This is a genomic window from Nonomuraea pusilla, assembly GCF_900109355.1.
Classification (GTDB): Bacteria; Actinomycetota; Actinomycetes; order Streptosporangiales; family Streptosporangiaceae; genus Nonomuraea; species Nonomuraea pusilla.
On sequence record NZ_FOBF01000002.1, the window covers coordinates 269,656 to 292,216 of the forward strand.

A 22,561-nucleotide genomic window follows, 5' to 3' on the forward strand; every position below is an offset into this window, starting at 1 on the left:
AGGCGCCGCCTGGTGCGCGGCGGCCGATAGCGTTGCCTCGTGCCCGAGCCGCGCCGCCGTTCTCCCGGAAGCCGCGTCCCGGTGACCGGCCGCCCCTGGACGCCGCCGTCGCCGTGCCGCCCGCGCGCCGTCAGCTGCGTCCTGGCGCGCGGGCGGGCCGCCCCGCGCCGGTCGCGCCGGTTCTCGCCGTGCGGCCGCCCGGTCGCGGTACGCCGCCTTCGGGCCCGGCCCGTGCTCGCCCGGGTGCCGGCCGCCGCGGCGCCCCCGGGTGCCGTCGGCGCCGTCGCCGGTCCAGGGGCGGTGGTGGTGGCCGTGATGCGAAGGCGGTGCGAAGGCGGCGTGGAGGAGGCGTAGGGGAGTGCTGACGATGCTGGAGGAGGTGCCGATGGGCGGCTGGGCGCCCGCGGTCGTGCCGCCCGCCGTCGCCGCGGCGCTGTACGTGCTCGCCCTGAGGCGTACGGCCGGGGTGGCGGCGGCAGGCGTCGCGGTGGTGACGGTGGCGGTGGCGGTGACGGCGCTCGCCCTCGGCGAGCGGCCCGGGCCCGTCGCCGGGGCGACGCTGCTGACGGCCGGGTGCGCGGCCGTCGCCTGGGCGCTCGGCAGGTCCGGCAGGCGGCGCCGGGCGCGGCGGCTGGCGCTGGAGGCGTACCGTGCCGCGGCGGGCGCCGCGGCCGAGGCGGCGGGCGAGGTGGAGCGGCACCGGCTCGCCGCGGAACTGCACGACACGGCCGCCCACAGGTTCACCGGCATCGTGGTGGGCGCCGCCTCGGCGCTGCGCCTGGCCGACCCCGACCTGCAGGCGCGTGCCGTCCGCGACGCCGCCGAGACCGCGCGGCTGGCGGAAGGCGAGCTGGAGCGGCTGACCGGCGTCCGCGCACCCGGTGGCGGCGCGCAGGACGAACGGCCGGGCCCCCGCGACCTCGCCGACCTGGACGCGCTGGTCGCCGCCTGGCCGGATCCGCGGGTCACCTACGTCAGGACGGCCCGGAGCGCGCCGCCGGAGATCGCCGCCGTCGCCTACCGGGTGGTACGCGAAGCGCTCACCAACGCCCTGCGCTACGCGGAGGGCGGCACGGTGCGGGTGGCCGTCGAACAGGCGGCCGACCGCCTGGTCATCACGCTCGTCGACGGCCCCACCACCACACAGGACGCGGCGCAACCCTCCGACGACAGCACGAGCCGCCACAGCGGGACGACGCCGGTGCCAGGACCGGACGAGACGGCGGCCACGTCCAGGGACGCCCGCACCCCGCCCCTGCCGAGCGCCGTAGGCCGGTCGCCGGGTCTGGCCGGTGCGGGGACGGCGGCCGGGCTCGGCGGGCGTCGGGACGTTGAGGGGCTCGGCGGCGGCCATGGGCTCGCGGGGCTGCGGGTGGCTGTGGCCGAGTGCGGCGGCGTTCTGTCGGCAGGGCCGGAAGGGGCCGGGTGGGCAGTGCGTGCCGAGTTCCCGCTGCAGGACGCGCCCTCCGCCCCAGTGCCGTCCGCCTCAGCGCCGTCGGTCTCAGTGCCGTCGGCCCTCGCGCCGTCCGTCCCGGCGCTCTCCGCCTCGGCGGCCTCCCCTCCTGGGCCCGCCGCCGTGGTGCCGGCCGCCCTCCCGCTCTCCGTCTCCGCGCCGCCCGTCTCCGCGCCGCCCGTCCCCGGTCGGTGGGGCGGGTGGCGGGGTGGGCCGGCGTCCAACGGGGCGCTGGTGCTGTTCGCCGTGGCCTGGTCGGTCGGCTTCAGCCTGCTGGCGGACGACGTCCCCCTGAGCGCCGGTGAGGTCGCGTTGCTGGCGGTGCTGTTCGTGGCGCACGCCCTGCCGCTCGCGGTACGCGCCCGCGCCCCGCTGCCCGGCCTGGCGGCGGCGCTGTCGGTCCACCCGGTCCTGCTCGCCGCCTGGTTCGCCGGCTGGACGACGCAGCCCGCCGGTGACTTCTTCCTCTGGTGCCTGTGGGTGGAGCTGACGCTGCTGTACGCGGTGGGTGTCCAGGGCGGCCGGCGATGGCGGCCCGGTGCGGCGGCCACGGCCACCGTGGCGGCGGCAGGTGGACTGGTGCTGGCCTGCGGCCCCGGCATCGTCGGCGACAGGGCAGCGGCGGGAGCGGTGCTGGCCTCGGGTCTGGCGGTTCCCGCGGCGGCGGCGTGGGCGCTGGGGGTGGGAGTGGCGCGGCTGCGGGCCCGCCGACGTACCGCGACGCGCGACGAGCAGGTCCGGCTCAGCCGGGAGGCGGAGGCCGCGGTGCGGGCCGAACGCGCCCGCCTGGAGGCGCGGCTGCGCTCCTCGGCCCTGCGCCGCATGGGGGCGGTCCTGGCGGCGGCGGAACGCGGCCGGCTGGACGTGGTGCTGGCCGAGGCCAGGGCGGGCCTGGCCGCGCTCAGGGAGTCGCTCGACGAGCTGCGCTCGCCGGTCGTCGGCGACGACCCGCCCCCCACGTTCGCGGGCATCGCGCTGCTCGCCACGCGGCACCAAGCGGCCGTCCGGTACGCCGGTGGCCGCCGCGAGGCGTCCCCCGGCGTGGAGGTGGCGGCGTTCACGGCGGTGGAGCTGATGCTGCGCGGACGCACGGGCGCGGAGATCACCGTGACCGGCGACGGCGCGGGGACGGCGGTCCGCGGGCCGGCGTCGCCGAGGGCGGTCAGGCGGCTGCGGGCGCTCGCCGACGCGGCGGGAGGCGGCTTCACCGCCCACGAGGACGGGACGGTGACGGTGTGGCTGCCCGAGACCTGATCAGGGTGACGGTCGCCGACGACCAGGCGGTGGTGCGGGCGGGCATCGCGGCGGTGCTGGACGTCGAGCCCGACCTGAGCGTCGTGGGCCAGGCGGCCGACGGGGACGCGGCGGTCGCGCTGGCGGTGTCGCTGCGTCCGGACGTGGCGCTCATGGACGTGCGGATGCCGGGCATGGACGGTCTGCGGGCGACCGCCGAGATCGTCGCCCGCGCGCCGGGCACGCGGGTGGTGGTGCTGACGACGTTCGGCCTGGACGAGTACCTGTTCGCGGCGCTGCGCGCGGGGGCGAGCGGCTTCCTGCTCAAGGACGCCGAGCCGGAACGGGTCGCCGACGCGGTGCGCGTGGCCGCCGCCGGCGACGCCCTCCTGGATCCGGGGGTCACCCGGCGGCTGATCGACCGGTTCGCGGCGGAGCCGGAGCCGCGGGACGCCCGCGTGCTGGCCACGCTCACGCCGCGCGAGACGGAGGTGCTGCGCCAGGTGGCGCGCGGGCTGACGAACGCCGAGATCGGCGACGCGCTCGGCATCAGCCGCGCGACCGTCAAGGACCACGTCGCGGTCGTCCTCGGCAAGCTCGGCGTGCGCGACCGGCTCCAGGCGACGATCGCGGCGTACGAGACGGGCCTGGTGCGGCCGGGCCGCCGCTGAGAAACCTGGTTCGGGCCGGCGGCCACCCCCCGGGTCGAGCCGCTCGCCCCTACCAAGGAGCTCCCGCCCCCCGCCACGCGGCGGGGGTGCGGACGGTTCCGCGGCAGGAGGTGGGGGCCGGATCGGCTTCCTAGCGTGATCTCATGAGATCCAACCTTGTGTACGGCATCGTGTTCGCGCTTGCCGGGCTGGTGGTGGCGCCGGTCGCCGGTGCGGTGGCGTTCGTGGGGGCAGCCGCCCTCGTCCCCGTAGTGGCGGCGTTCTCGGCGGCCGGGCTGGTGGCGGCGGCGGGGACGGCGTGGCTGTTCGGCCGCCCCCTGGCCAGAAGGCTCGCCCCGGCGCGAGCGGCCCGGCAGGAAGCCCCGCCGCCCGATGCGGCGGGACCGGTGGCCGGGCGGCCGCGCGCTCCGCGCCGCAGGCCGTTGCGGCGGGGGGCGCTCTGGGGGTACGTCGCGGGCGTCGTCCTCCTGACCGCCGGGCTGGCCGCCGTCACCGTGTTCAGCGGCTACCCGGTGCCGCCCGCCGCCGCGGCGCCTCCCGGCGTCTCCTACTGGAACCTGCCCACCGGCTCCCGCATCGCCTACGCCAAGATCCCCGCGTCGGGGAGGGCGCGGCCCACTCCGGTGATCTTCCTGCACGGCGGCCCGGGAACGCCGGGGGAGGGCGTCCCGGAGGGCGGCGCCGAGCTGGCCGCCGCCGGTTTCGACGTCTACGCCTACGACCAGCTCGGCGCCGGCCGGTCCACCCGGCTGCAGGACGTGGCCGGCTACACGGTCGCCCGGCACGTCGCCGACCTCGACGCCATCCGCGGCGCGATCGGCGCCGAGCGGGTGATCCTGGTCGGCAGGTCGTGGGGCGGGACGCTCACGGCGGCGTACCTGGCGGCCCATCCCGACAGGGTCGCCAAGGCGGTGCTCACCTCGCCCGGCCCGATCTGGGAGCCCGCCTTCCCCGGCGGCATCGGCGGCCCCTGGGACCGTCTCACCCCGGCGGAGACCGCCCGCGCCGACGAGCTGTCCTCCGACCCGCGCTTCCTCGTGCAGGGGCTCCTGCTCCAGCTGAACCCGGCCGCCGCGCACGCCCTCGTCCCGGACGCCGAGGCCGACGCCCGCTTCCGCGCGCTGCTGCTCACCGCCAAGGACGCCACCGGCTGCCCGGGCGGCGCGCCCGCGCCCCTGCACGACAACCGCCCCGGCTTCTACGGCAACCAGCTCACCTCGGCCGACGCCTCCGCCGTGCCCGACCCGCGCCCGCGGCTGCGCGGCGTCCGCGTGCCCACCCTGATCGTGCGGGGCGAGTGCGACTATCTGAAGTGGGACGTCACGTACGAGTACCGGCGGATCCTGCCCGCCTCGACCCTCGTGTACGTCCGCGGCGCCGGGCACTCGATCGCGAACGGCCGCCCGGACCTGTACCGCGACCTGCTCACGACCTTCCTCCTCGACCGCCCGCTGCCTCTGCCCGCGGTCACCTCGTCGAAGGAGCCCTCCTGACCGCTCCGGGCCGCCCGCCCACCCAGGGCGGCGGCGCCGGAGGGCGCCGCGTGCGCGTCAGTCCTTGACCCAAGTGAGGTCGATGCGGTTGCCCAGGTCGGAGGCCTGGACGAAGACCGGGTACATGGGGGTGTGCTTGCCGAACGTCTTGGCCTTGGAGAGCCACACGTACGCGCAGGCGGCGGCCTCCGTCCTGGTGAGGGTGAGGACGCGGGTGTCGTGCTTGGCGTCCTGCGTGAAGTCCTGCTGGTCCCGCAGGACGTGGCCCTTCTGGTCGGTGACACTGATCCCCTTCCACCAGGTGACCTGGGGGGCGCTGTGCAGGACGAACTGGACCTCGTCCGCCTGGGGGATCTTGGTGTAGGCCGCGGTGACGGTGTCCTCGCCGTCGCGATTGTTGGGCGCCTGGTAGGAGAGCTGGGCGACGACGGGCTTGAGCTCGGTCTGCGGCGTCCGCAGCACCCCGGGGCAGGCGGTCGCCCCGGCCGCCTGGGCCGTGGCGGCCCCCGGGACGAGGGCCGCCACGGCCAGGGCGGCGACGGCGGCGGCGGCGATCGAAGAGTGGCGCATCGGGTCCTCCAGGATCAGGGGGGACGGTGACAACGCCCCTCAGCCTGCCCACGGGCACCACGAACCACAGCTGTCACGGCGGCACCTCTGCCGTCACCGTTCGTGACGGACAAGTGACAGCGCCGACAGGTGTGAGAACGCGTCAGTGCGGGCGCACCGACGCCTCGGCCCGTTCGCCCTCCTCGATCCACGGGCCGGTGCGGACGTATCCCAGGCGTTCCAGCACCGCGTCCCGCTGCTCCGCCGACAGCGGCACCTCGGGGTGGTCGCGGGCCTCCACGTCGCTCACGACGAGAGCGCCGTCGCCGGCCACCTCGAACACCTCCCTGCGGACGATCCCCATGGCCTCGTCACCCGGGTCAGGAAACATGCGCGCGATGTACTTCACCATCTGCCCCCCTCGTCCCCCATGCCCACCGGGCGGCCCCCCAGTCCAGGGCGGACGTCAGGGGAGGAAGCGGACCTCCGGGTAACGCTTGGACGGGCCGTCCAGCAGCGGCTGCCGCCGCCCGCGCAGGTGCAGGTCCACGAAGGCCCCCACGTACGCCCGGATGATCTCCACCGTGCGCGGGCCGGAGAGCGTGGCCTCGGTCTTCACCCCGAGCCGGTCGGCGAACAGCGGCAAGTCGCAGAAGGACAGGTGCTCCATGCCCCGCACGTTGAGCCAGCGCTTCCAGCCGGTCATGCGCCGCCAGTCGCGCGGCCAGGACACGTCGATGCCGTCCGGCTCGTGGACCTTCCCGGCCCCCAGCATGAGGAACGGCCGCTCGAATCCGGTCGCGGGCATCGGGGTGCGGAAGGTGCCGTCCATGTTGACCCCGGCCCGCACCCGGGAGTCCTTCATCATCGTCGCCGCGGCGCCGCTGCCGCCGATGGAGTGGCCCGCCATCGCGATCCTCGACGCGTCGATCAGCTCGCCGCCCTTCCAGGCCGGGCGCGTCCCCGTCAGCCGGTCGAGCACGAACGACACGTCGGCCGCCCGGCCCCTGTCGGTCCTGGCGCCGAAGTCGTCGTCGTCCTCGTGCGCGCAGGCGGCGCAGGTCGCCGTGCGGCCGCCGGGCAGGCTGGTGCCGAACGACTCGTGCACGTGGTCGATCCCCGCCACGGCGTACCCCTTGCTCGCCAGGTCCTCGGCGAGCGCGGTGAGCGAGGTGCGCGGCACCGAGAAGCCGGGCGAGAGCACCACCAGCGGCAGGCTCCCCTTGCGGCCGGCGGGCGGGGCGTCGAGGTAGGCGTTGGTCCGCGTCGCGCTGAGCGGGGCCGCGGCCTCCGCCCGCCCGCCGAGCCCCTTCAGCACGAGCCGGGCCTCCTCCTGCGTCATGTACGGCGCCCGCCTGCCCCGCGCCTCCCTGGCCGGGTACCACACCGAGACCATGAGCTCGCGCGCCTTCTCCTCGGGCACCCACGGGTCGGGGCGGGAGCGGTCCACCAGGTGCAGGGTGGTGACGCCCACGGGGTGGGGGCCGGTCGGGCGGGGCAGGGCGAACCCGGCGCCCGTGGAGGCGGAGGCGGGGGTGGGGACGGCGGCCTGGGCGGCCACGGGCACGGCGACGGCGGGCGCCGAGGCCGCGAGCAGCGCCACGGCGGTGACCACACCGCGAATGATCTTTCTTGGCATGGGAACCACTGTGCCGACCGCGAGGCCGTCCGCACCTCGGCCATAAGGGCGCTTCAGGCCCGCGACTTTGGTAGCCGCCCGCCTACGACCATGGTCCACGCGCGTCCTCCGCGGGAAGGGGGCGGTGACCCGCCCCCTTACGCGGTCAGCTGCAGTTGCCCCAGCTCTGGCGGCCGCCGCTGGCGACCGCCGGGTCGTGGCCGTTGGGCTTGATCGTGCCCCAGAACTTCACGCACAGGTCCTTGGCCCAGTACTTCACCGGGCCGGCGTAGTACTTGTACCTGCCGCTGTCGCGGCGCACGATCGGGTTCTGCTTCTGGTCCTTGACCGCCTTGGGCTGGACGCTCAGCTCGGCGCTCACCGGGCTCTTCGCGCCGACGAAGCTGGACTTGATGGTGACCACGCAGTTCTGCTTGGTGGCGCGGTTGTAGAGCAGGTAGACCGTGCCGTACTTGCGGCCGCTGGGGGTCACGACGTCCTTGGTGCCGCCGGAGACCCGGCCGAATCCCCCGCCGCAGATGCTCTCCGGGCTGCGGGTGGCGGCGTCGGCCGGGGTCGCGAGGACACCGCTCAGGCAGACGGCCGCGGTCAGGAGTGCTGCCTTGCCGGGCATTCGCACGTTATCGTCCTTTCGGTTTGACAGAAGATCTCGACAAGAATGCCCGAAATCCGGTTATCGGTCCAGGTTCGCAGCTCAGGGCCGCCTCCGGTCACAACGGCAGGGGGAGCCGGTCGACGAGCCAGTACAGGCTGACCGTCACGATCGGCACGGTCGGAGCGGCCACCGCCCAGCGGTGCGCGGGGGAGCGGCGCAGCCACCTGAGCAGCGGGAACAGCACGGCGACGATCGCCGGCTGCGTCACCTCGATGCCGAGGTCGAAGCTGAGCAGCGACAGCAGCAGCTCCCACGACCCGCTCCCGCCGATGTCGAGGGCCCCGGCGAAGCCGAGGCCGTGGACGAGGCCGAAGGCGAACACGACGGGCAGCCGCCACCGGCCGGCCCCGCCTTCCGCGCGGCCGAAAAGGTTCGCCACGGCCACCACGGTGATCGACACGGCGACGACCGGCTCGACGACCCGCGCCGGAACCTCCACGATCCCCATCGCGGCCAGCAGGAACGTGATGCTGTGGGCGGCGGTGAAGGCCGAGGCGGTGACGACCACGTCGCGCGGGCGGCGCGCGCCGATGAGCAGGGCGAGCAGGAAGAGGACGTGGTCCAGGCCGGTCACCAGGTGCTCGGCGCCCAGCACGAGGAACTCCAGCGCCTGCAGGGAGGCGGGGTGCCCTCCGACCTCGACGGCCGGGGCGCGGGTGGTCAGGACCGCCGAGCCTGTCCCTTCCAGATGAAGTTGGCGGAAGGGGCAGGCGCTGACCTGCGGCACGACACCTTGGCCTGAACGGCTTCGAGGAAGTCGTTCAGTCTTTCTTGCCGGCGAGAGGATCTCTGTGAGGTTGATCGTTCACAAGATGATGTCTCAACGATGGCGGGATCAAGTAGTGGCGCTCAGCCTCGGCGCCTGCTGTGCCCGCGCTCTTCCCGGACGACAGGGCGAAGTGGTTCAACCTCTTCCACGAATCGGCACGTCAAACGCTTCGGCGAAGAGCTCCAGTCCTTCCGGCAGGCTCCTGACCCCGGTCAGCTTCACATCGAAGGGCAGATTGAACGGGATCGGATAGGAGATCAGCTGTGCGACCTGGTCCGGCAAGGGCACGCCCTGGATCTTCTCGGCCTGGAGCCTGATCTTCCCGTCGGTGACCTCGACCCGCAGCTCGGCATTGAACTTCACCTTGTTCGCCCCGATCGTGACCTCCCCCGAGGCCGTGAGCCGTCGCCCGTTACCGCCGATCTTCACGCCACTCGGCGCGAACGCGTCGATCGTCGCCCTGGACAGGGTGCCGCTGATGCTCACGCGACCGGCCTGGACACGGGCTTGGTTCCGCAGGACGTCGGCCAGGGGCGCCGTCACGTCGTACGCGGCGCCCCGCACGTTCCTGACCTGCACGCTGCCGTAGCTGAAGGTGCCGAGATCGAACCGCACCTCTGGACAGCGCCCCGACACGGCCTGCGTGAGAAACGGGATGCCCTCGATCGACACGGCCGACGTGCCGGACAGGCTGGGAACGGCGTCGATTCTGTTCGCCAGGTCGCGCTCGACGCTCGCCACGGCGACTCGGTCGATGATGAGGAGGATGACGAGCGCCATCAGGAAAACGATCACCTTGCGCATGGGGCACTCCGCACGCGTCTGCAGCCGCGTAAGTCCTCGGCCGCCGTTCCGGCATCACTCATCCGTCGATCTCGGCCCGCTGCGCGAGCGACCTGGAACGGAAGGCGGCGACCAGGAACCCGGCCGACCCCAGCCCCAACATCTCGGCTTTGAGCTGCTGGTCGCGGACGGCGCGGGCCGATGGTGGTCGGGAGGGCGGCGTAGTAGGTCGACGTCGGGTGTTGCAGCACCCGGCAGATCGGCTCGACCCCGAACCGGTCGCGATGGGCGTCGATGAAGGCGTTCATCTGGGCGGGCGTGGGTCGAGTTGGCTCGCGAAAGAAGCCGAAGCCGCCTTGAGGATCTCGTTGGCCCGGCGCAGTTCGCGCACCTCGCGTTCCAGCTCGGCGATTCGCTGCGCGTCCTCCGTCGTCGTGCCTGGCCGTTGCCCGGCGTCGACGTCAGCTTGGCGCACCCAGCTGCGCAGCGATTCGGACCCGACGCCGAGTTGACGCGCCACCCGAGTGATCACTGCGTGGGACTCACCGGACTGCTTTCAGCTCTGGCGGGTATCGACGGTGGGAGGGATGCGAAGAAGATCGACCGGCCATGGGCTCCATCCTTTCCAACCGCAGGAGCCTTTATCAATGCCGGACGGGTTCACTACGAGCTCACCCACGGATGAAAGGCCTCAGTGAGGACGTATCCCAATTCGTCCCTGGCCGGTAAGGTGGATGCGCAAATCCGGGTTTCGCTGGTAGGGCATGACGAACAATCTGATGCTGGGCCAGCTCAACGTGGTGCAAGCGGCGTTGAGCCTGCTCTCACCCAGGCGTGCAGCGGGACGTGATCAGACCACGTGCTCCGGGCGTAATCGACGAAGCATTTCCGTACGCGGCCCTCGCCGGCGAACACGTAATCAATCTTCCGCTTGCGGGTCACGTAGGTCCAGCGCCGGCGCGGGTCGCATTCGTCGCGGCCCTTGTAGGCCCCGGCGGCGTCGCGCGGCACAAGGTTGAGGTCGCCGCCGATCACACCCCGGCCGAGCTTGAACAGCTCGCGCAACTGGATGTGGCGGTAGGGCCTGCCCTTCTGCCTGTCGTCGTAGCTCGATCCCGACGAGAAGTGCGCGGTGCAGAACGCCCGGTCGGCCGTGCAGACGGCGTACCTGCGGGGTCCCCACGGCGGCGAGGTTAGCGCGTGCACGACGAGGCCGGTGTCCGCTCCGGCCACGGCCACGGCCAGGGTGACGCTCAGCACCCCACGCGGCCTGCCGTTTCTGTCGGGCAGGCACTGGTACGGGGAACCGTCCGAGTACTTCAGCCCGGCTGACCGGACGCTCCAGTTCCGGCCGGTACGGCGTTCGAGCTCGCGTTCCAGGTCGGCGTCGGCGTCTGTGCAGAACTCCTGGAGGAAGACCACGTCCGCCTCGGTCGCCAGCACTGCCACGTGCCAAGCCAGCTCGGCGTTCGAGCGGCGAAAGAGCGCGCACCCGGCGTTGGTGCCCGCACAGACGTTCCACGTCATCACGTGGAGGGGAGGTGGCTGTGCCTGTACGGACAGGTTCGGTAACAACAGCCCGGCGATCACGAGCTGGCTGATCATCATCACCGACATCCCTCCACACATGATCCGAGCCGTCGAAAGACCGCTCAACCGGCACATCTGGCAACCAGGAGCCTATTGGTTCATGGGGTCAGACCCGGGCGTACGAGCTGCCGAGAGCCTCTTCTCATGCCAACCCGTCCCGGTTCTCTCCTGCTGATCAGCCCGATCAGGTTGGAAAAGCCTCACTGATGTCCGAGAGGAGAGCCGTCTCCGTGTGGCCGCCGTACTTCATCTGGTCTGCTCGTAACGCTCTCGGTATTCCCTGGCCACGAACCCAAACCTTCACCTGCCGGTCGAACGCCCAAGCATCTCGAGTGAGCTCGAAGTCCCAGCGTGCAGGATGCGCTGGGCGGTGAGGCGGACCTGGCGTTCCTCGTGGGGATCGCGCCCGGTGGACGGCGCGGAGACCCCGGCTACGGCGGCACGCGGTACGGCGGGCTCGGCTGGATCGGTTGCGTCCGCCGGCGGGGTATACGGCATGCGGAGGTACGCACAGATCACGTCCACGACCGTCTGCCGGAACTCCGGGCCGGGGTTGTCCTGGGCGAGCTGTTCCAGGGCGTGCAGGCCCCCGAGGCGGACCGGGGCCTGGGCGCTGCCGAGCTGCTCGACGGCCTTGCCGTAGCGGTCGGTAACGTGGCCGCGTTCGCTGAGCTGGAAGGTGCGCCGGGCGGTGTCGGCGTTGCGGGCGGTGTAGAAGAGTGCGCCGAGAGCGGCCAAGCCGGTGGCGACCGCCAGGACGCGCCCGCGGACCGCGTCGACGGCCGCTGCCAAGTCCTTGCCGGTCAGACTGGTCACGCCGTCGACGTGTTCCAGCCACCACGGCGCGCCAGGGCCGAGCATCCAGCCGATCGCGACGACAAGCGCCGTGGTGACGACGATCGAGAAAGGCTTCATGGCCGCCCTCCGAAGGATCTCGGGGGGGTCCTGCCCCAACCTTGACGGTCCTCAGGCGATGAGGCCCAGGTTCTCCGACATTTCCCAGGCGGTCAGCTGCCGATTGTCGGTTTCCTCGCTGGCGCAGTCGATGATCAGCGCGACAGGGGCGCGCTTGTCATCGTCAGAGAGCTCGTCCGGCACGAGTCATCCGGGGTGCCGAGAAGGCGTTCAGGCCGCACGACTGAGAGTCACCACAGATCACTTCTTCAACTCGGCGTAGGCGTCCGCGGTCTGCGAGTGCCCGCGAAGGAAGTCCCGAAAGGCGAGGTGACGTGCGAGTTCCGGGTGTCGACCGCGCAGACGTAGAGATGGTGCGAAGGCGTATCTGCAGGGCTGGTGAACGCCTCTCGCCCCGATATGTTCCCGTTTCCTTCGTGGTGGTGGCCGAGGAGACGCAGGTTCTTGATGACCGCGGGCAGGTCGTCACGGGTGTTGATGACCACGTCGATGTCGATGATGGGCTTGGCTGGCAGGCCTGGGGCTGCAGTGCTGCCGACATGTTCGATTCGCTGGGCGAGCGAGCCGAGTATGTGGGCGATCAGGTCGCGGATAGCCGCGAACATCTCGTGCCAGCGCCGGTCGTAGGGGACGATCTCGATGGGCGTGCTCAATCAGGGTGCTCCTCATCTGGCCGTATGGTGGCTGGTCGTGTATGGCGGCGGCTGACCTCAGCGGTGTAGCCGGTCCAGCCGCCGCTGCCGGCGCCTTGCCAGGCGACGGCCACGGTGATGCGGATGCCGAGCATGCGGGCCAGGGCGCGACGCCGGGCAGGTCGGTCGCGAGCTGGAACAGCGCGGTGGAGCGGGCCTGGCTGGAGTGGATGCCAAGCTCACGCAGACGTTCGGCGAGCCGGAGGAAGCTGATCGTCCGCCCGGGTTGCCCGCCAGCAGCGATTGCTGCATCTCGGCTGTCCTGCAGCTGGGCGGGATAACGCAGCGCCTGGCGGTGCCGGTAACACAGATAGACGACCTCGCCGCTTTCGGGGACTTCCCGCTCCCGCAGGCCGCCCCACCACATGTCCGGGTCGAGCTCAACCAGCGTCTGCCGGAGCGCGGCGAGATCCAGTTCCGGCCGCCGCCCGGGTTGTGCCCGCGCTGGCGGTCGGCGGCTTCGAGCTCGGGCATGCCTTCGCCTTCGGGTGGCGGGGTGAGGTTGTCGAGGAGTTTGCACGATAGCTCCAGGCGGGACTTGTCCTCCTCCGTCAAGGTGATGCCGGCGACGCCGGTCGGGAACGGGCCGGCCAGCGGGGCCGCCATCCGCACCGCGTGCAGCAGGCCCGCAAGGTAGGGGGCGTAGCGGCGGCGTAGCCGGGGGTCAGAGAGATTTGGAACGGAATCCGGCGTTAACGGGGTCCTCCCAGGTCAGTACCCCTGCCGTCGTGGTCTTCCGGAGGTGGTTAACGCCGGATCCCGTTCGGTTTCACAGCGCAACGTTGATCTGCATTGCGTGACAGCAGGTAGCGGCTGGTAACGGCTGTGTCGCTCTGATGACGCTGTGTCTGTTGAGTCATACGTTGCGTACATGCCTGTCGACTTCCTGAGCGACGGACGGCTCCCAGCGCAAGCCGGCGGTCATCGCCACCGGCGAGTCGGTGGAGAAGAACGGGAGGCTGCCGGCCTACACCGCACCGTGGTTCTCCGGCTCGGCCTCCGACCCGCTGCCGCCGCGCGATCATCCCGATCGGCGCACCTTCAACCTCGACATGGTCTCGCTCGGCTGGGCAGCCACCTTCATCATCCACCCCTTCATCCCCCGACCCGCCGACCTGAACGTGCTGCTCAGCGAGGCCGAGGCAGCCTGGGATGACAAGCGCGGCGCCTGGGCACAGTCCGGCTCGGACCTGCTGCCGGCTTATGAGTACCCTGCCTGCATCAAACCCGGCGTCAGAGACCTGGATGATCCTGCGGACGTGATCAGGAATGCCTTTCAGCGGGCGTGCGTCGACCTGCGCACCGCGCATCGCGGTCTCCGCCGACGCGCTCATACCAGACCATCGGCTGGGAACCCGGGATGCCAAGAGTCATTTCTCTGCAGGCCCTTGGTTCCAGGCCTGGCGTTCCTGGGGGCGGGGGTCGTCGATCTGGGTCCACTCGGTGTCGATGCGCATGGTCGCCCTGCGTTCGTTCTCGTACGGGTCCCAGCCGGGCTCGCCGGTCCTGGCGAACCGGATCCACGTCTCGTGCACGCGGGCGGCGAGGCCCACGGGCACCGGGCCGGGGCCGAGCAGGGCGTTGGGGCCGTTCAGCTCGGGCCGGTCCGCGAGGTCGAAGACGAAGGGCAGCTCGACCGTGTGGGTCGCGCCGAGCTGCCCGTCCAGGGCCGGGGAGCGCCAGGCGAACTCGTAGGCGTAGGTGGCGGAGCCGGGATGGGCGGCGTGCGCGCCGGCCAGGGCGCGGCTGCCCGCGCCGAACAGGGCGTCGCCCATGATGGCCGAGCGCAGTTCCGCGTGGGACGCCCCGGGACGCGAGGCCCGATAGGTCCCGACGAGCCGCGCCGGATCCGGGTGCGAGCGCGCCGCCGCCTCGTGGACGTCGGCGGCGGTCGAGGTGGCGTAGGCGCCCACCGGCACCAGGTAGAGATTGCCCTCTTCGGCGTTGGTGCCGACGAGCAGGTCGACGCCGGCGCTCAGCCCGGCGGCGACGGACTCGGCCGGCTGCGTGTCCAGGACGAGGCTGAAGGGGCTGAGCCCGATCAACGGGTCGTGGCGGGTCTCGGTCCGCAGGTCGATGCCCGAGAGCCGGGAAGCGGCCTCGACCAGGCGTTCGTCGGGGATACCTGCGAAGTCGCGGGCGTGGGGCCTGACGCCCAGCACCTCGGCCGCCGCCTTGGTGACGCGGGCGGCCTGCTCGGTGGTGAACGCGCCCAGGCCGCTGCCGCTCTGCACGATCGCACGGCGGAACAGGCCGGCGGCCTCGGGGGTGGCCAGGACGCCGCCGACGATGGTCGCCCCGGCCGACTGGCCGAAGAGGGTGACGTTGCGCGGGTCGCCACCGAAGGCGGCGATGTTCTCCCGCACCCAGCGCAGCGCGGCGACCACGTCGAGCAGGCCGCGGTTGGCGGGGGCCCCGGGCAGGTCGAGGAACCCGGCGATGCCGAGCCGGTAGTTGAGGGTCACCAGGACGACGCCGTCGCGGGCGAAGGCGGAGCCGTCGTACATCGGGGACCGCGTCGAGCCGGCGACGAACCCGCCGCCGTGGACGAACACCATGACCGGCAGCCCGGTACCGCCGGCGGCGGGGGTGAAGACGTTGACGGTGAGGTAGTCCTCCCCGCGGCTCCAACCGGCGCCGAAGTAGGGGGACATGTCCACGTTGCCGAGCTTGCGTTCGGACTGCGGCGCGTTGGGCCCCGGTGCCGTGGCGTCCCGTACGCCGTCCCACGGCTCGTGCGGCCGCGGCGGCGCGAAGCGGCCGGCGCCGCGGGGCGGGGCGGCGTAGGGGATGTCGCGGAAGGTGAGGGCGGCGCCCTGGCGCAGGCCTCGGACGGCTCCCTGCGCGGTGGTGGCGACGGGGTCGGGGTGGTGGTTCACGGTGGTGCCTTTCCGCAGGGACTCAGGCCTGCTCGGTGTACGGGGCGAAGGGCACCCAGCCCTTGATGGCGAACTTGTCCGCCTCCCGGACCACTTCGGCGGCGCCGTGGCCGCCGAGGTGCGCGGGGATGACCAGGGCGTTGTTGTCGACCGCCCAACCCAGGAGCTTGCGCCGGGTTGCGCGGGCCCCGGCGGGGTCCTCGCAGAAGCAGCTGTTGGAGTCGGGCTCGTGGATCTGGACCGGGCTGTGCAGCAGGTCGCCGACGAACAGCGCCCGGTCCGCCCCGGACTCCAGCGTCAGCACCGACGAGCCCGGCGTGTGGCCGGGGGCGAGGTCGAGGCGCAGGTTGCCGTCGATGCGGTGGCCGTCCTCCCAGAGCAGGGTCTGGCCGGCCTCGTGCACGGGGGCGACGCTGTCCTCGAAGACGTTCTGGTTGCCGCGGCCCAGCCGGGGCTTGTGCTCGTTGGCGGGGTTCCAGAAGTCGAAGTCCGCCCTGGGCATGAGGTAGGTGGCGTTGGGGAACGTCGGCACCCAGGTCCGGCCGTCGAGGTAGGTGTTCCAGCCGACGTGGTCGATGTGCAGGTGCGTGTTGATGACGAGGTCGACGTCCTCGGGACGGACTCCGGCGCGGGCGAGGTTGTCCAGGAAGTCGGTGTTCAGCCGGTTCCACACGGGCGCGTACGGGCGCTCCTTGTGGTTGCCGACGCCGGTGTCGACCAGGATGGTCCTGCCCTCGCTGCGCAGGACCCAGGTCTGGATCGCCGAGTTGACGATCCGGGTCTCGGCGTTCAGGAAGTCCGGCACCAGCCAGGAACGGTGGTCCTGCCACGCGCGCTCCGGGCTGTCGGGGAAGAACGTCTCGGGCGTCATGTCGACGGGGCCGAAGTACTCCTGCACCCGGGTCAGCGTGACGTCGCCCAGGGTGATGGTGTCCATGGTTGTCTCCAGTTCGATGGATTTCGCGGCTGGGGCCGCAACGCGGAGGAGCGGTCGCTCATGACGGCCCTGCTCACCCATGGTGCGGCGGCTGGCAGGTGCCGCGGTATGCGTCACGTGACTGCACCTGCGCGGCAGCCGGTTGGGGCGGGTCGAGGGCTCGGGTGAGCGTCGCCAGCGTCAGGTCGAGACGGTCGAGGTGGACCAGCAGACGCCGCCGCGGCGACACGCGCCCGCGACGCATCCGCCGTTCGCCGGAGAGCAGGGACAGCGCTCCGGCCACCTCGGGGCGTGCCGGAAGGCAGGCGGCGCCCGTCCGGCGGCCCGTGAGCCGGATCAGGTGCGTCACCCTCTCCCGCGCGCGGCCGGCCGCCGCGGTGACCCGGGTGGCGTACGCGGCGTCGCCGCCCGGCGGCAGTCGCCCGGCCACGGCGGCCAGGCTCCGTGCGTGGTAGGCGGCGGCGTCCAGCACCTCCAGCAGGTGGCGGGCGCGATCACGGCGGCCGCGCCGGGGATTGAGCGGGTGGACGATCGGCAGGCAGGCCCTGCGGAAGGACTCCACTGCCCGGTCGAAGTCATGGGCCGCGCGGATCAGGCTCGTCGTGCCGCCGGTGCCCGGGCCCGGCGTCGTCGCGTCCAGCAGGCGCCGCAGGATCAGCAGGACGTGGGCCAGCTCCTCCTCGCGGGCACGGCGGACCGTGAGGGGCGCCACGACCACGGCGGCGAGGACGCCGCAGGAGACTCCCAGCGCGGTCTGCTGAACGCGCACGAGGAGCACGTCCGCAGAGAACGTGTCCAGCAGCGCCAGCAGCATGGTGAGCATGCCGGTGATGAAGAACGTGACCGCCCAGTAGGCGTCCGCCGGTGTGTAGAACATCCCGAACATGCACGCCAGCAGCAGCACCAGGAGCAGCGGGCCGTACGGTGCGGCCAGGGTGGCCAGGCCGTAGCCGAACACCGCGCCGAGCACGGTACCCGCCAGCCGGCGCACGCTCTGCAGCAGCACCTCGCCGGTGCTCTCGGTGTTGACGAACACGACCCACGTGGCCATGACGGCCCAGTACCAGTGCTCCGGGGACACCAGGTGGCCGCCGAGGATGGACAGCGCGCAGGCGGTGGTCACCTGGAGGGCCTGCCGGGTCGTTCCCCGTCCGCGCTCTTGGAAGCCCGCCTTGCGACACCGGCCGGCACAGGATGCCCCGGTCGGCGGGATGGCGGTGCCCCGGAGCAGAGCGGCCAGTTCGTCGAGCCCCTGGAGACAGTCCCGCAACGAGGGGGACGCGGCCGGCGGAATCTCACGTTCCCGCGTTCGCCGGCCGGAGGTGGGAGGCGTGCCGGAGGCGAGCTGGTGGCGCAGGATCGTGATCCGTGCCGCGAGCCGGTGCCGCCCGTCCGCCTCGGCGAGATCGTCTGCGGCGACCGGTGTGCGGGCGGCGCGGACCACGAGGACGGCCAGCCGCTGGGCGGCCACCTCCACGCGGGCGAGGTACCCCAGAAGCGGGCCGTCGGCTGCCCCATCGACCCCGCGTTCACCGAGAAAGTCCCCGATCAGGAGCACGGCCGCGTGAAGCCTGTCCAGGCGGCGCTGCATCGACGGGCGAAGTGCGCCGGCGTCCGGTCCGGCGGTGAGCACGGCGGCCGTGTCCCGCAGGACGTCACGCAGCCGCCCGTCGAAGCTACGCCGCAACCGGGCCAGGACGCGGGACGACGTCATGTGCCCCAGGCAGTGGCCAACGGCCACGACGGCGCAGAACGCGACGAGCACCGCCGCGCCGAGCTGCGGCACCTGAACCGCTCGTGCCCCGGTGAACTGCGCCAGGAAGAAGGCCATGAAGGCGAACACGCCCGCCCCCTGCCCTCTGGGGCCGTACCGGCGGACGTGGACGGCGACGTGGATCAGCAGCAGGAACACCGACCCCGCCACGACCGGGTACGGCCTCAGCACGGCTCCCGCGGCCAGGGCCGCGAGGGACAGCGGAGCCCCGAGCGCCAGCGTGATGAGCTGGTTGCGCGGGTGCAGCTCGCTGACGGCCAGCGAGGTCACCATCGCGGTGAACCCGCCAGCCAGCAACGACGTGTCGGGCTGTCCCAGGGCCGCCAGCACGGTCAGGGACACGGCGGCGCCGAGGACGGCGCGCATCGCGGAGACCAGCCGCATCAGCCCGGGATCGGCGGCGGCGAGGCGGTCCCACAGCGACGCCGTCTTTCTGAGCGGCATGACGATCCTTCCTTGAGCTGCAGAGCCGCCGGAGGTCAGCCGCGGCTGAAACCCGCCCATTTTTTGATCTTGAAGTGGCTGCCGCTGCGTTCCACCTCGGCGGCGCCGTGGCCGGGAAGGTGCGCGGGCAGGATGAGGGCCTTGTGGTCGGCGGCCCACTCCAGTTCGCGGCGCCGGGTGGCGAGCGCCTGCTTCTCGTCCTCCTCGAAGCAGCTGTTGAACTCGGGGTGTTCGAGCTGCAGCGGGGTGTGCAGGAGGTCGCCGATGAACACCGCCCTGTCTCGGCCGGACTCCAGCCGCAGCACGCAGGAGCCGGGAGTGTGCCCGGCGGCGAGGTTCAGCTTCAGGCCTGGGCCGAGGGTGTGGGAGTCCTCCCACAGCTTCACCAGGCCGGCCTGGTGCACCGGCAGCACGCTGTCCTCCCAGACGTTCTGGTTGCCCTGCCTGTACTTCGGCCGGACCGGGCCGGCGGGGTTCCAGAAGTCGAATTCGACCTTCGGGATCAGGTAGGTGGCGTTGGGGAAGGTGGGCACCCAGTCACGGCCCTCGCGCCGGGTGTTCCAGCCGACGTGGTCGTTGTGCAGGTGGGTGTTGACGACGACGTCGACGTCCTGCGGCCGGACGCCCGCGCGGGACAGTCGGCGCAGGAAGTTCGTGTCCATGTACTGCCACTGCTTGGCGTACGGGCGGAACTTGTCGTTCCCGGCGCCGGTGTCGACCAGGATCGTCCTGCCCTCGCTGCGCAGTACCCAGGTCTGCAGGGCGGAGTGGACCATGTCGGTGCCCGGCTTCCAGAAGTCCGGGCTCAGCCAGTCCTCGTTCTCCTCCCACAGCTCCTTCGGACTGCCGGGGAAGAACTCGCGCGACGTCAGTCCGACGGGACCGCTGAACTCCAGGACACGGGTGACGGTGACCTTGCCCAGCCGGATCGTCTCGACCTTCGTGGAGGCCGCGGCGGCCGGGCGGGCCGGCGCGCCGCCCAGCAGCCCGGCGGCGCCGAGGCCCGCCGCGGCTGCGACGAACCCGCGCCGGGTCAGGGAAGGTGAAGGATTTACGCTGCTCATTTCCGCACTCCGATGGAATCATTCATCGCGTCCCGCCCTCATCCGCACCCACGCAGGGTCAGGTCAGGCCGCTTTCCGGATACCGACCATCGTGCTCAGGGCAGGCGCCGGCCGGTATCAGTCACCCGACTGCACTGCAGACCTCGGCCGGCCGGAATAGTCCGGGGCGTCGCACACGTTGAGAACACGCGTTATCCGAGCGAATGGCAATTCATGGAGAATCCGTGGAAAAAGGTGGAACGGCGCAAGGATCGGCACGCGAACACGACGTGTCGGTGGTGGGCCGGGAAACCGAAACCGCGGAAATCCTGCGGCGCATCGCCGCCGGCCGGTCCCACGGCGAGGTGCTGATCCTCACGGGCGACCCCGGTGCCGGCAAGAGCGTGCTGCTCGGCTTCGCGGCCGGCCACGTCCGGCGCGAGGGCGGGCGGGTGCTGCGGGCGCTCGGCAGCGAGTCCGAGGCGCACCTGGCGTTCGCGGGCCTGCATCAGCTGCTCCGCCCGGTGCTCGGCGAGCTGGACGGCCTGCCGCCGCGGCAGCGCGCGGCGCTCGGGACCGTCCTGGGGCTGGAGGAGGGCACCGAGGCCCCCGACGGCATGCTCGTCGGCCAGGCCGTTCTCAGCCTGGTGTCGGACCTGGCGGAGCCGGCGCCGCTGCTCATGGTGGTCGACGACGCCCAGTGGATCGACCGCGCGTCGCTGGACGTCCTGTCCTTCGTGGCCCGGCGGATGGACAGCGAACCCGTCACGCTGCTGGTGGGCGTGCGCACCGCGGCCGCGCTGCCCGGGCTCGACAAGGGCTACCGGCGCCTGGAGCTCGGCCCGCTGAGCGGTGAGGCGGCGAACCGGCTGCTCGACCGGCAACCGGTCCCGCCCACCGGCCGGACCCGGGTGCGGATCCTGCAGGAGGCGGCCGGCAATCCGCTGGCCCTGGTCGAACTCGCCCGCGCCGGCGCGAGCTTGCACCCCGGCGGCAGCGGCGTGGAGGGCCCGCTGCCCGTCACCGACCGGCTGGAGCGGATCTTCGCCGGGCAGGCGGCGCTTCTGCCGGAGGCGACCCGCCGCGCCCTGCTGCTGCTCGCCGCCGCCGACGGGACCGACGCGCCGACGGCCTCCCGCGGGCTTCCCGAGGCGGGCGACCGGGCGTGGGCGCCCGCGGAGCGGGCCGATCTCGTACGCCAGGACGGCCCCCGGATCTCCTTCCGTCACCCGCTCATCCGCTCGGCCGTCTACCACGCCGCCTCCTTCGAGGAGCGCAGGCAGGCGCATCTGGCCCTGGCGAAGCTGAGCGAGGAGCCCGACCGCCGGGCCTGGCACCTCGCCGCCGCGACCACGCGTCCCGACGAGGAGGTGTCGGCCGCCCTGCGACGGACGGCCGACCGGGCGCGGCGCCGGGGCGGCCACGCGGCCGCCGCCGCCGCTCTGCAGCGCGCCGCGGAGCTGAGTCCGCGCCGCTCGGACCAGGCGCGGCTGCTGACCGAGGCCGCCGCCATGGCCGTGTTCACCGGCCAGCTCGGCTGGGTGGAACGCCTGGCCGCCGAGGTCCGCGAGCACAGCGACGACCCGGCGCTGATCAGCAGGGCCGCGCTGGCCACCGGGCAGCTCATGGCCCTGCGCCGGCCCCACACGGCGGCCTTCGCCCTGCTGACCCGCATCGCCGAACAGGCGGCGGCCACCGGCTCGCCCCACGCGCTCGACGCGCTCGCCGCGGCCGCGGTGGTCCGCTACTACTCGGGCGAGGAGTCCCAGCGGCACCGGATCGCGAACCTGCTCTCCGCCCTGCCCGGCTCCCCCGGCAGTGGCGCCCTGCACGCCTGGGTGCGGGCCGTGTGCGACCCGGGCGGCGCGGGCGCCGCGCTCGCCCCGGCGCTGCCCGCACTCATCGCCGGCGCCAAGGACGACCCCGGCAGCCTGACCGCGCTCGCCATCGTGGCCTGGGTCCTGGACGAGACCGCGCTGGCCGCCAGGACCTTCGACGAGGCGCACGAGCGGTGGCAGGCCTACGGCTCGCTGCCGGACGGGCTGGGCAGCGCGGTCGGCTGGACCTACCTGGAGCAGGGCCGGTGGGCCGAGGCCCGGTCGGTGGCCGCCGAGATCTCGGCGACGGCCTCGGTGGCCGGGCTGGGCCACGCCGAGGCGTGCGCGCACGTGCTCGACGCGACGGCGCTCGCGCTGCTCGGCGAGGCGGACGAGGCGCGGGGCCGCGCCGAGCGAGCGCTGGTCCTCGTCGACCCGCTGGAGAGCCGCTCCGTCGCCGTCTTCGCCCGCCGGGCCCTGGGCCTGGCCGCCGTGGCCGAGGGCGACTACGACACCGCGTACGCGCAGTTCCGCTCCGCCTTCACCGACGACGGCGACCCGGTTCACTACCACGTCTCCTATACCGTCCTGGGCGAACTCGCCGCGGCGGCCGTGCGCCGGGGGCGGCGGGCGGACGCCGCCGAACTGCTGGAGCGGTCGGCGCGGCGGCTCGGCCCGAACAGGTCGGCGCGGATCGCCGCGCTGCTCGACCGGGGCCGCGCCCTGCTCGCCGAACCCGACCACGCCGAACCCTGCTTCCGGGCGGCGCTGGCGGGCGACACGGGCGAGCAATGGCCGTTCGAGCGGGCCCAGACCCGGCTGGAGTACGGCGAGTGGCTCAGGAGGCGACGGCGCATCGCCGAGGCCCGCCCGCTGCTGACCGCCGCACTCGACACCTTCCGGCGGCTCGGCGCGCGCCCGTGGATCGAGCGGGCGAAGGCGGAGCTGCGAGCGGCCGGCATCGAGGCCGCCGGCGGCGTCGTGCCCAGTGCTTTCACCGAGCTCAGTCCCCAGCAGCAGCAGATCGTCCGGCTCGCGGCGCGCGGCCTGACCAACCGTGAGATCGGCGAAAGGCTCTACCTCTCGCCGCGCACGGTCGGCTCCCACCTCTACCGGGTGTTCCCCAAACTGGGCGTCACCGCCCGGTCGCAGCTGCGCGACGTGGTCGAAGGCACCCTGCCGGCTGACAGGCGCCACGACCAGGTGCCGGCCTGACGGCCTCCCA

Annotated in this window: 18 protein-coding genes and 1 pseudogene; 4 read left to right on the plus strand and 15 right to left on the minus strand. The window is 72.9% G+C overall.

All coding sequences use genetic code 11. The features are described from left to right. The first annotated feature begins 367 nt into the window (after positions 1-367). The 3 genes from BMX74_RS46255 (at position 368) to BMX74_RS04135 (ending at position 4,850) form a co-directional block, all read left to right on the plus strand. Positions 368-2,707 (plus strand): sensor histidine kinase, encoded by a 2,340-nt coding sequence (locus tag BMX74_RS46255; RefSeq protein WP_305728621.1) that lies wholly within the window; start codon positions 368-370, stop codon positions 2,705-2,707. Further along, the gene (locus BMX74_RS04130) at positions 2,689-3,357 is read left to right on the plus strand and encodes a response regulator (RefSeq protein WP_236714577.1); all 669 of its coding nucleotides are present in this window, start codon (positions 2,689-2,691) and stop codon (positions 3,355-3,357) included. Before BMX74_RS46255 ends, BMX74_RS04130 begins: the two co-directional genes overlap by 19 nt. A gap of 143 nt (positions 3,358-3,500) precedes the next feature. Continuing rightward, on the plus strand, positions 3,501-4,850 hold the full coding sequence (locus BMX74_RS04135; protein ID WP_091098384.1) for an alpha/beta fold hydrolase: 1,350 nt from the start codon (positions 3,501-3,503) through the stop codon (positions 4,848-4,850). 57 nt (positions 4,851-4,907) lie between these two features. Here BMX74_RS04135 and BMX74_RS04140 read toward each other — a convergent pair whose 3' ends face one another. From BMX74_RS04140 to BMX74_RS04210, 15 genes and pseudogenes are all read right to left on the minus strand, one after another. Beyond that, positions 4,908-5,420 carry a hypothetical protein gene (locus BMX74_RS04140; RefSeq protein WP_091098386.1) on the minus strand — a complete coding sequence of 171 codons (513 nt, stop codon included), beginning with the start codon at positions 5,418-5,420 and terminating at the stop codon, positions 4,908-4,910. A 142-nt stretch (positions 5,421-5,562) separates the two neighbouring features. Beyond that, positions 5,563-5,811 (minus strand): hypothetical protein, encoded by a 249-nt coding sequence (locus BMX74_RS04145; protein WP_055501700.1) that lies wholly within the window; start codon positions 5,809-5,811, stop codon positions 5,563-5,565. A gap of 54 nt (positions 5,812-5,865) precedes the next feature. Then, positions 5,866-7,038 carry an alpha/beta hydrolase family protein gene (locus BMX74_RS04150; RefSeq protein ID WP_143078549.1) on the minus strand — a complete coding sequence of 391 codons (1,173 nt, stop codon included), beginning with the start codon at positions 7,036-7,038 and terminating at the stop codon, positions 5,866-5,868. A gap of 145 nt (positions 7,039-7,183) precedes the next feature. After that, a complete protein-coding gene (locus BMX74_RS04155) occupies positions 7,184-7,657 on the minus strand; it encodes a hypothetical protein (RefSeq protein ID WP_143078550.1) in 474 nt (157 codons plus the stop codon). 91 nt (positions 7,658-7,748) lie between these two features. After that, positions 7,749-8,420 carry a HupE/UreJ family protein gene (locus BMX74_RS04160; RefSeq protein ID WP_218153865.1) on the minus strand — a complete coding sequence of 224 codons (672 nt, stop codon included), beginning with the start codon at positions 8,418-8,420 and terminating at the stop codon, positions 7,749-7,751. Positions 8,421-8,597: 177 nt separating this feature from the next. After that, the gene (locus BMX74_RS04165) at positions 8,598-9,266 is read right to left on the minus strand and encodes an LmeA family phospholipid-binding protein (protein WP_091098389.1); all 669 of its coding nucleotides are present in this window, start codon (positions 9,264-9,266) and stop codon (positions 8,598-8,600) included. Between the two features lie 283 nt (positions 9,267-9,549). Then, positions 9,550-9,786: pseudogene (locus BMX74_RS04170) on the minus strand (transposase); the annotation flags it as partial. Between the two features lie 251 nt (positions 9,787-10,037). Then, entirely contained in the window at positions 10,038-10,835 is a 798-nt protein-coding gene (locus BMX74_RS04175; RefSeq protein WP_143078551.1) for an endonuclease/exonuclease/phosphatase family protein, read from the minus strand. 300 nt (positions 10,836-11,135) lie between these two features. Continuing rightward, the gene (locus BMX74_RS43800) at positions 11,136-11,750 is read right to left on the minus strand and encodes a hypothetical protein (RefSeq protein WP_177227216.1); all 615 of its coding nucleotides are present in this window, start codon (positions 11,748-11,750) and stop codon (positions 11,136-11,138) included. Between the two features lie 51 nt (positions 11,751-11,801). Then, a complete protein-coding gene (locus BMX74_RS45380) occupies positions 11,802-11,933 on the minus strand; it encodes a hypothetical protein (RefSeq protein ID WP_256256763.1) in 132 nt (43 codons plus the stop codon). A gap of 65 nt (positions 11,934-11,998) precedes the next feature. Next, entirely contained in the window at positions 11,999-12,403 is a 405-nt protein-coding gene (locus tag BMX74_RS04185; protein ID WP_218153866.1) for a GrpB family protein, read from the minus strand. Positions 12,404-13,812: 1,409 nt separating this feature from the next. Further along, positions 13,813-15,321 carry a carboxylesterase/lipase family protein gene (locus tag BMX74_RS04195; protein ID WP_091098398.1) on the minus strand — a complete coding sequence of 503 codons (1,509 nt, stop codon included), beginning with the start codon at positions 15,319-15,321 and terminating at the stop codon, positions 13,813-13,815. Positions 15,322-15,343: 22 nt separating this feature from the next. Then, entirely contained in the window at positions 15,344-16,258 is a 915-nt protein-coding gene (locus tag BMX74_RS04200; protein ID WP_091098401.1) for an MBL fold metallo-hydrolase, read from the minus strand. A gap of 73 nt (positions 16,259-16,331) precedes the next feature. After that, positions 16,332-18,476: an FUSC family protein gene (locus tag BMX74_RS04205; protein ID WP_091098403.1), complete on the minus strand. Its 2,145-nt coding sequence runs from the start codon at positions 18,474-18,476 to the stop codon at positions 16,332-16,334. 35 nt (positions 18,477-18,511) lie between these two features. Further along, on the minus strand, positions 18,512-19,540 hold the full coding sequence (locus tag BMX74_RS04210; RefSeq protein WP_091098405.1) for an MBL fold metallo-hydrolase: 1,029 nt from the start codon (positions 19,538-19,540) through the stop codon (positions 18,512-18,514). Between the two features lie 224 nt (positions 19,541-19,764). Between BMX74_RS04210 and BMX74_RS04215 the strand changes: the two genes are divergently transcribed. After that, positions 19,765-22,551 carry a helix-turn-helix transcriptional regulator gene (locus BMX74_RS04215; protein WP_256256764.1) on the plus strand — a complete coding sequence of 929 codons (2,787 nt, stop codon included), beginning with the start codon at positions 19,765-19,767 and terminating at the stop codon, positions 22,549-22,551. Positions 22,552-22,561 lie beyond the last annotated feature (10 nt).

Bases quoted from the DNA above. Each gene is read 5' to 3' on its own strand.
- BMX74_RS46255 (WP_305728621.1), top strand. From the start codon at position 368: ATGCTGGAGGAGGTGCCGATGGGCGGCTGGGCGCCCGCGGTCGTGCCG.
- BMX74_RS04135 (WP_091098384.1), top strand. From the start codon at position 3,501: ATGAGATCCAACCTTGTGTACGGCATCGTGTTCGCGCTTGCCGGGCTG.
- BMX74_RS04140 (WP_091098386.1), bottom strand. From the start codon at position 5,420: ATGCGCCACTCTTCGATCGCCGCCGCCGCCGTCGCCGCCCTGGCCGTG.
- BMX74_RS04145 (WP_055501700.1), bottom strand. From the start codon at position 5,811: ATGGTGAAGTACATCGCGCGCATGTTTCCTGACCCGGGTGACGAGGCC.
- BMX74_RS04150 (WP_143078549.1), bottom strand. From the start codon at position 7,038: ATGCCAAGAAAGATCATTCGCGGTGTGGTCACCGCCGTGGCGCTGCTC.
- BMX74_RS04165 (WP_091098389.1), bottom strand. From the start codon at position 9,266: ATGCGCAAGGTGATCGTTTTCCTGATGGCGCTCGTCATCCTCCTCATC.
- BMX74_RS43800 (WP_177227216.1), bottom strand. From the start codon at position 11,750: ATGAAGCCTTTCTCGATCGTCGTCACCACGGCGCTTGTCGTCGCGATC.
- BMX74_RS04200 (WP_091098401.1), bottom strand. From the start codon at position 16,258: ATGGACACCATCACCCTGGGCGACGTCACGCTGACCCGGGTGCAGGAG.
- BMX74_RS04205 (WP_091098403.1), bottom strand. From the start codon at position 18,476: ATGCCGCTCAGAAAGACGGCGTCGCTGTGGGACCGCCTCGCCGCCGCC.
- BMX74_RS04210 (WP_091098405.1), bottom strand. From the start codon at position 19,540: ATGAGCAGCGTAAATCCTTCACCTTCCCTGACCCGGCGCGGGTTCGTC.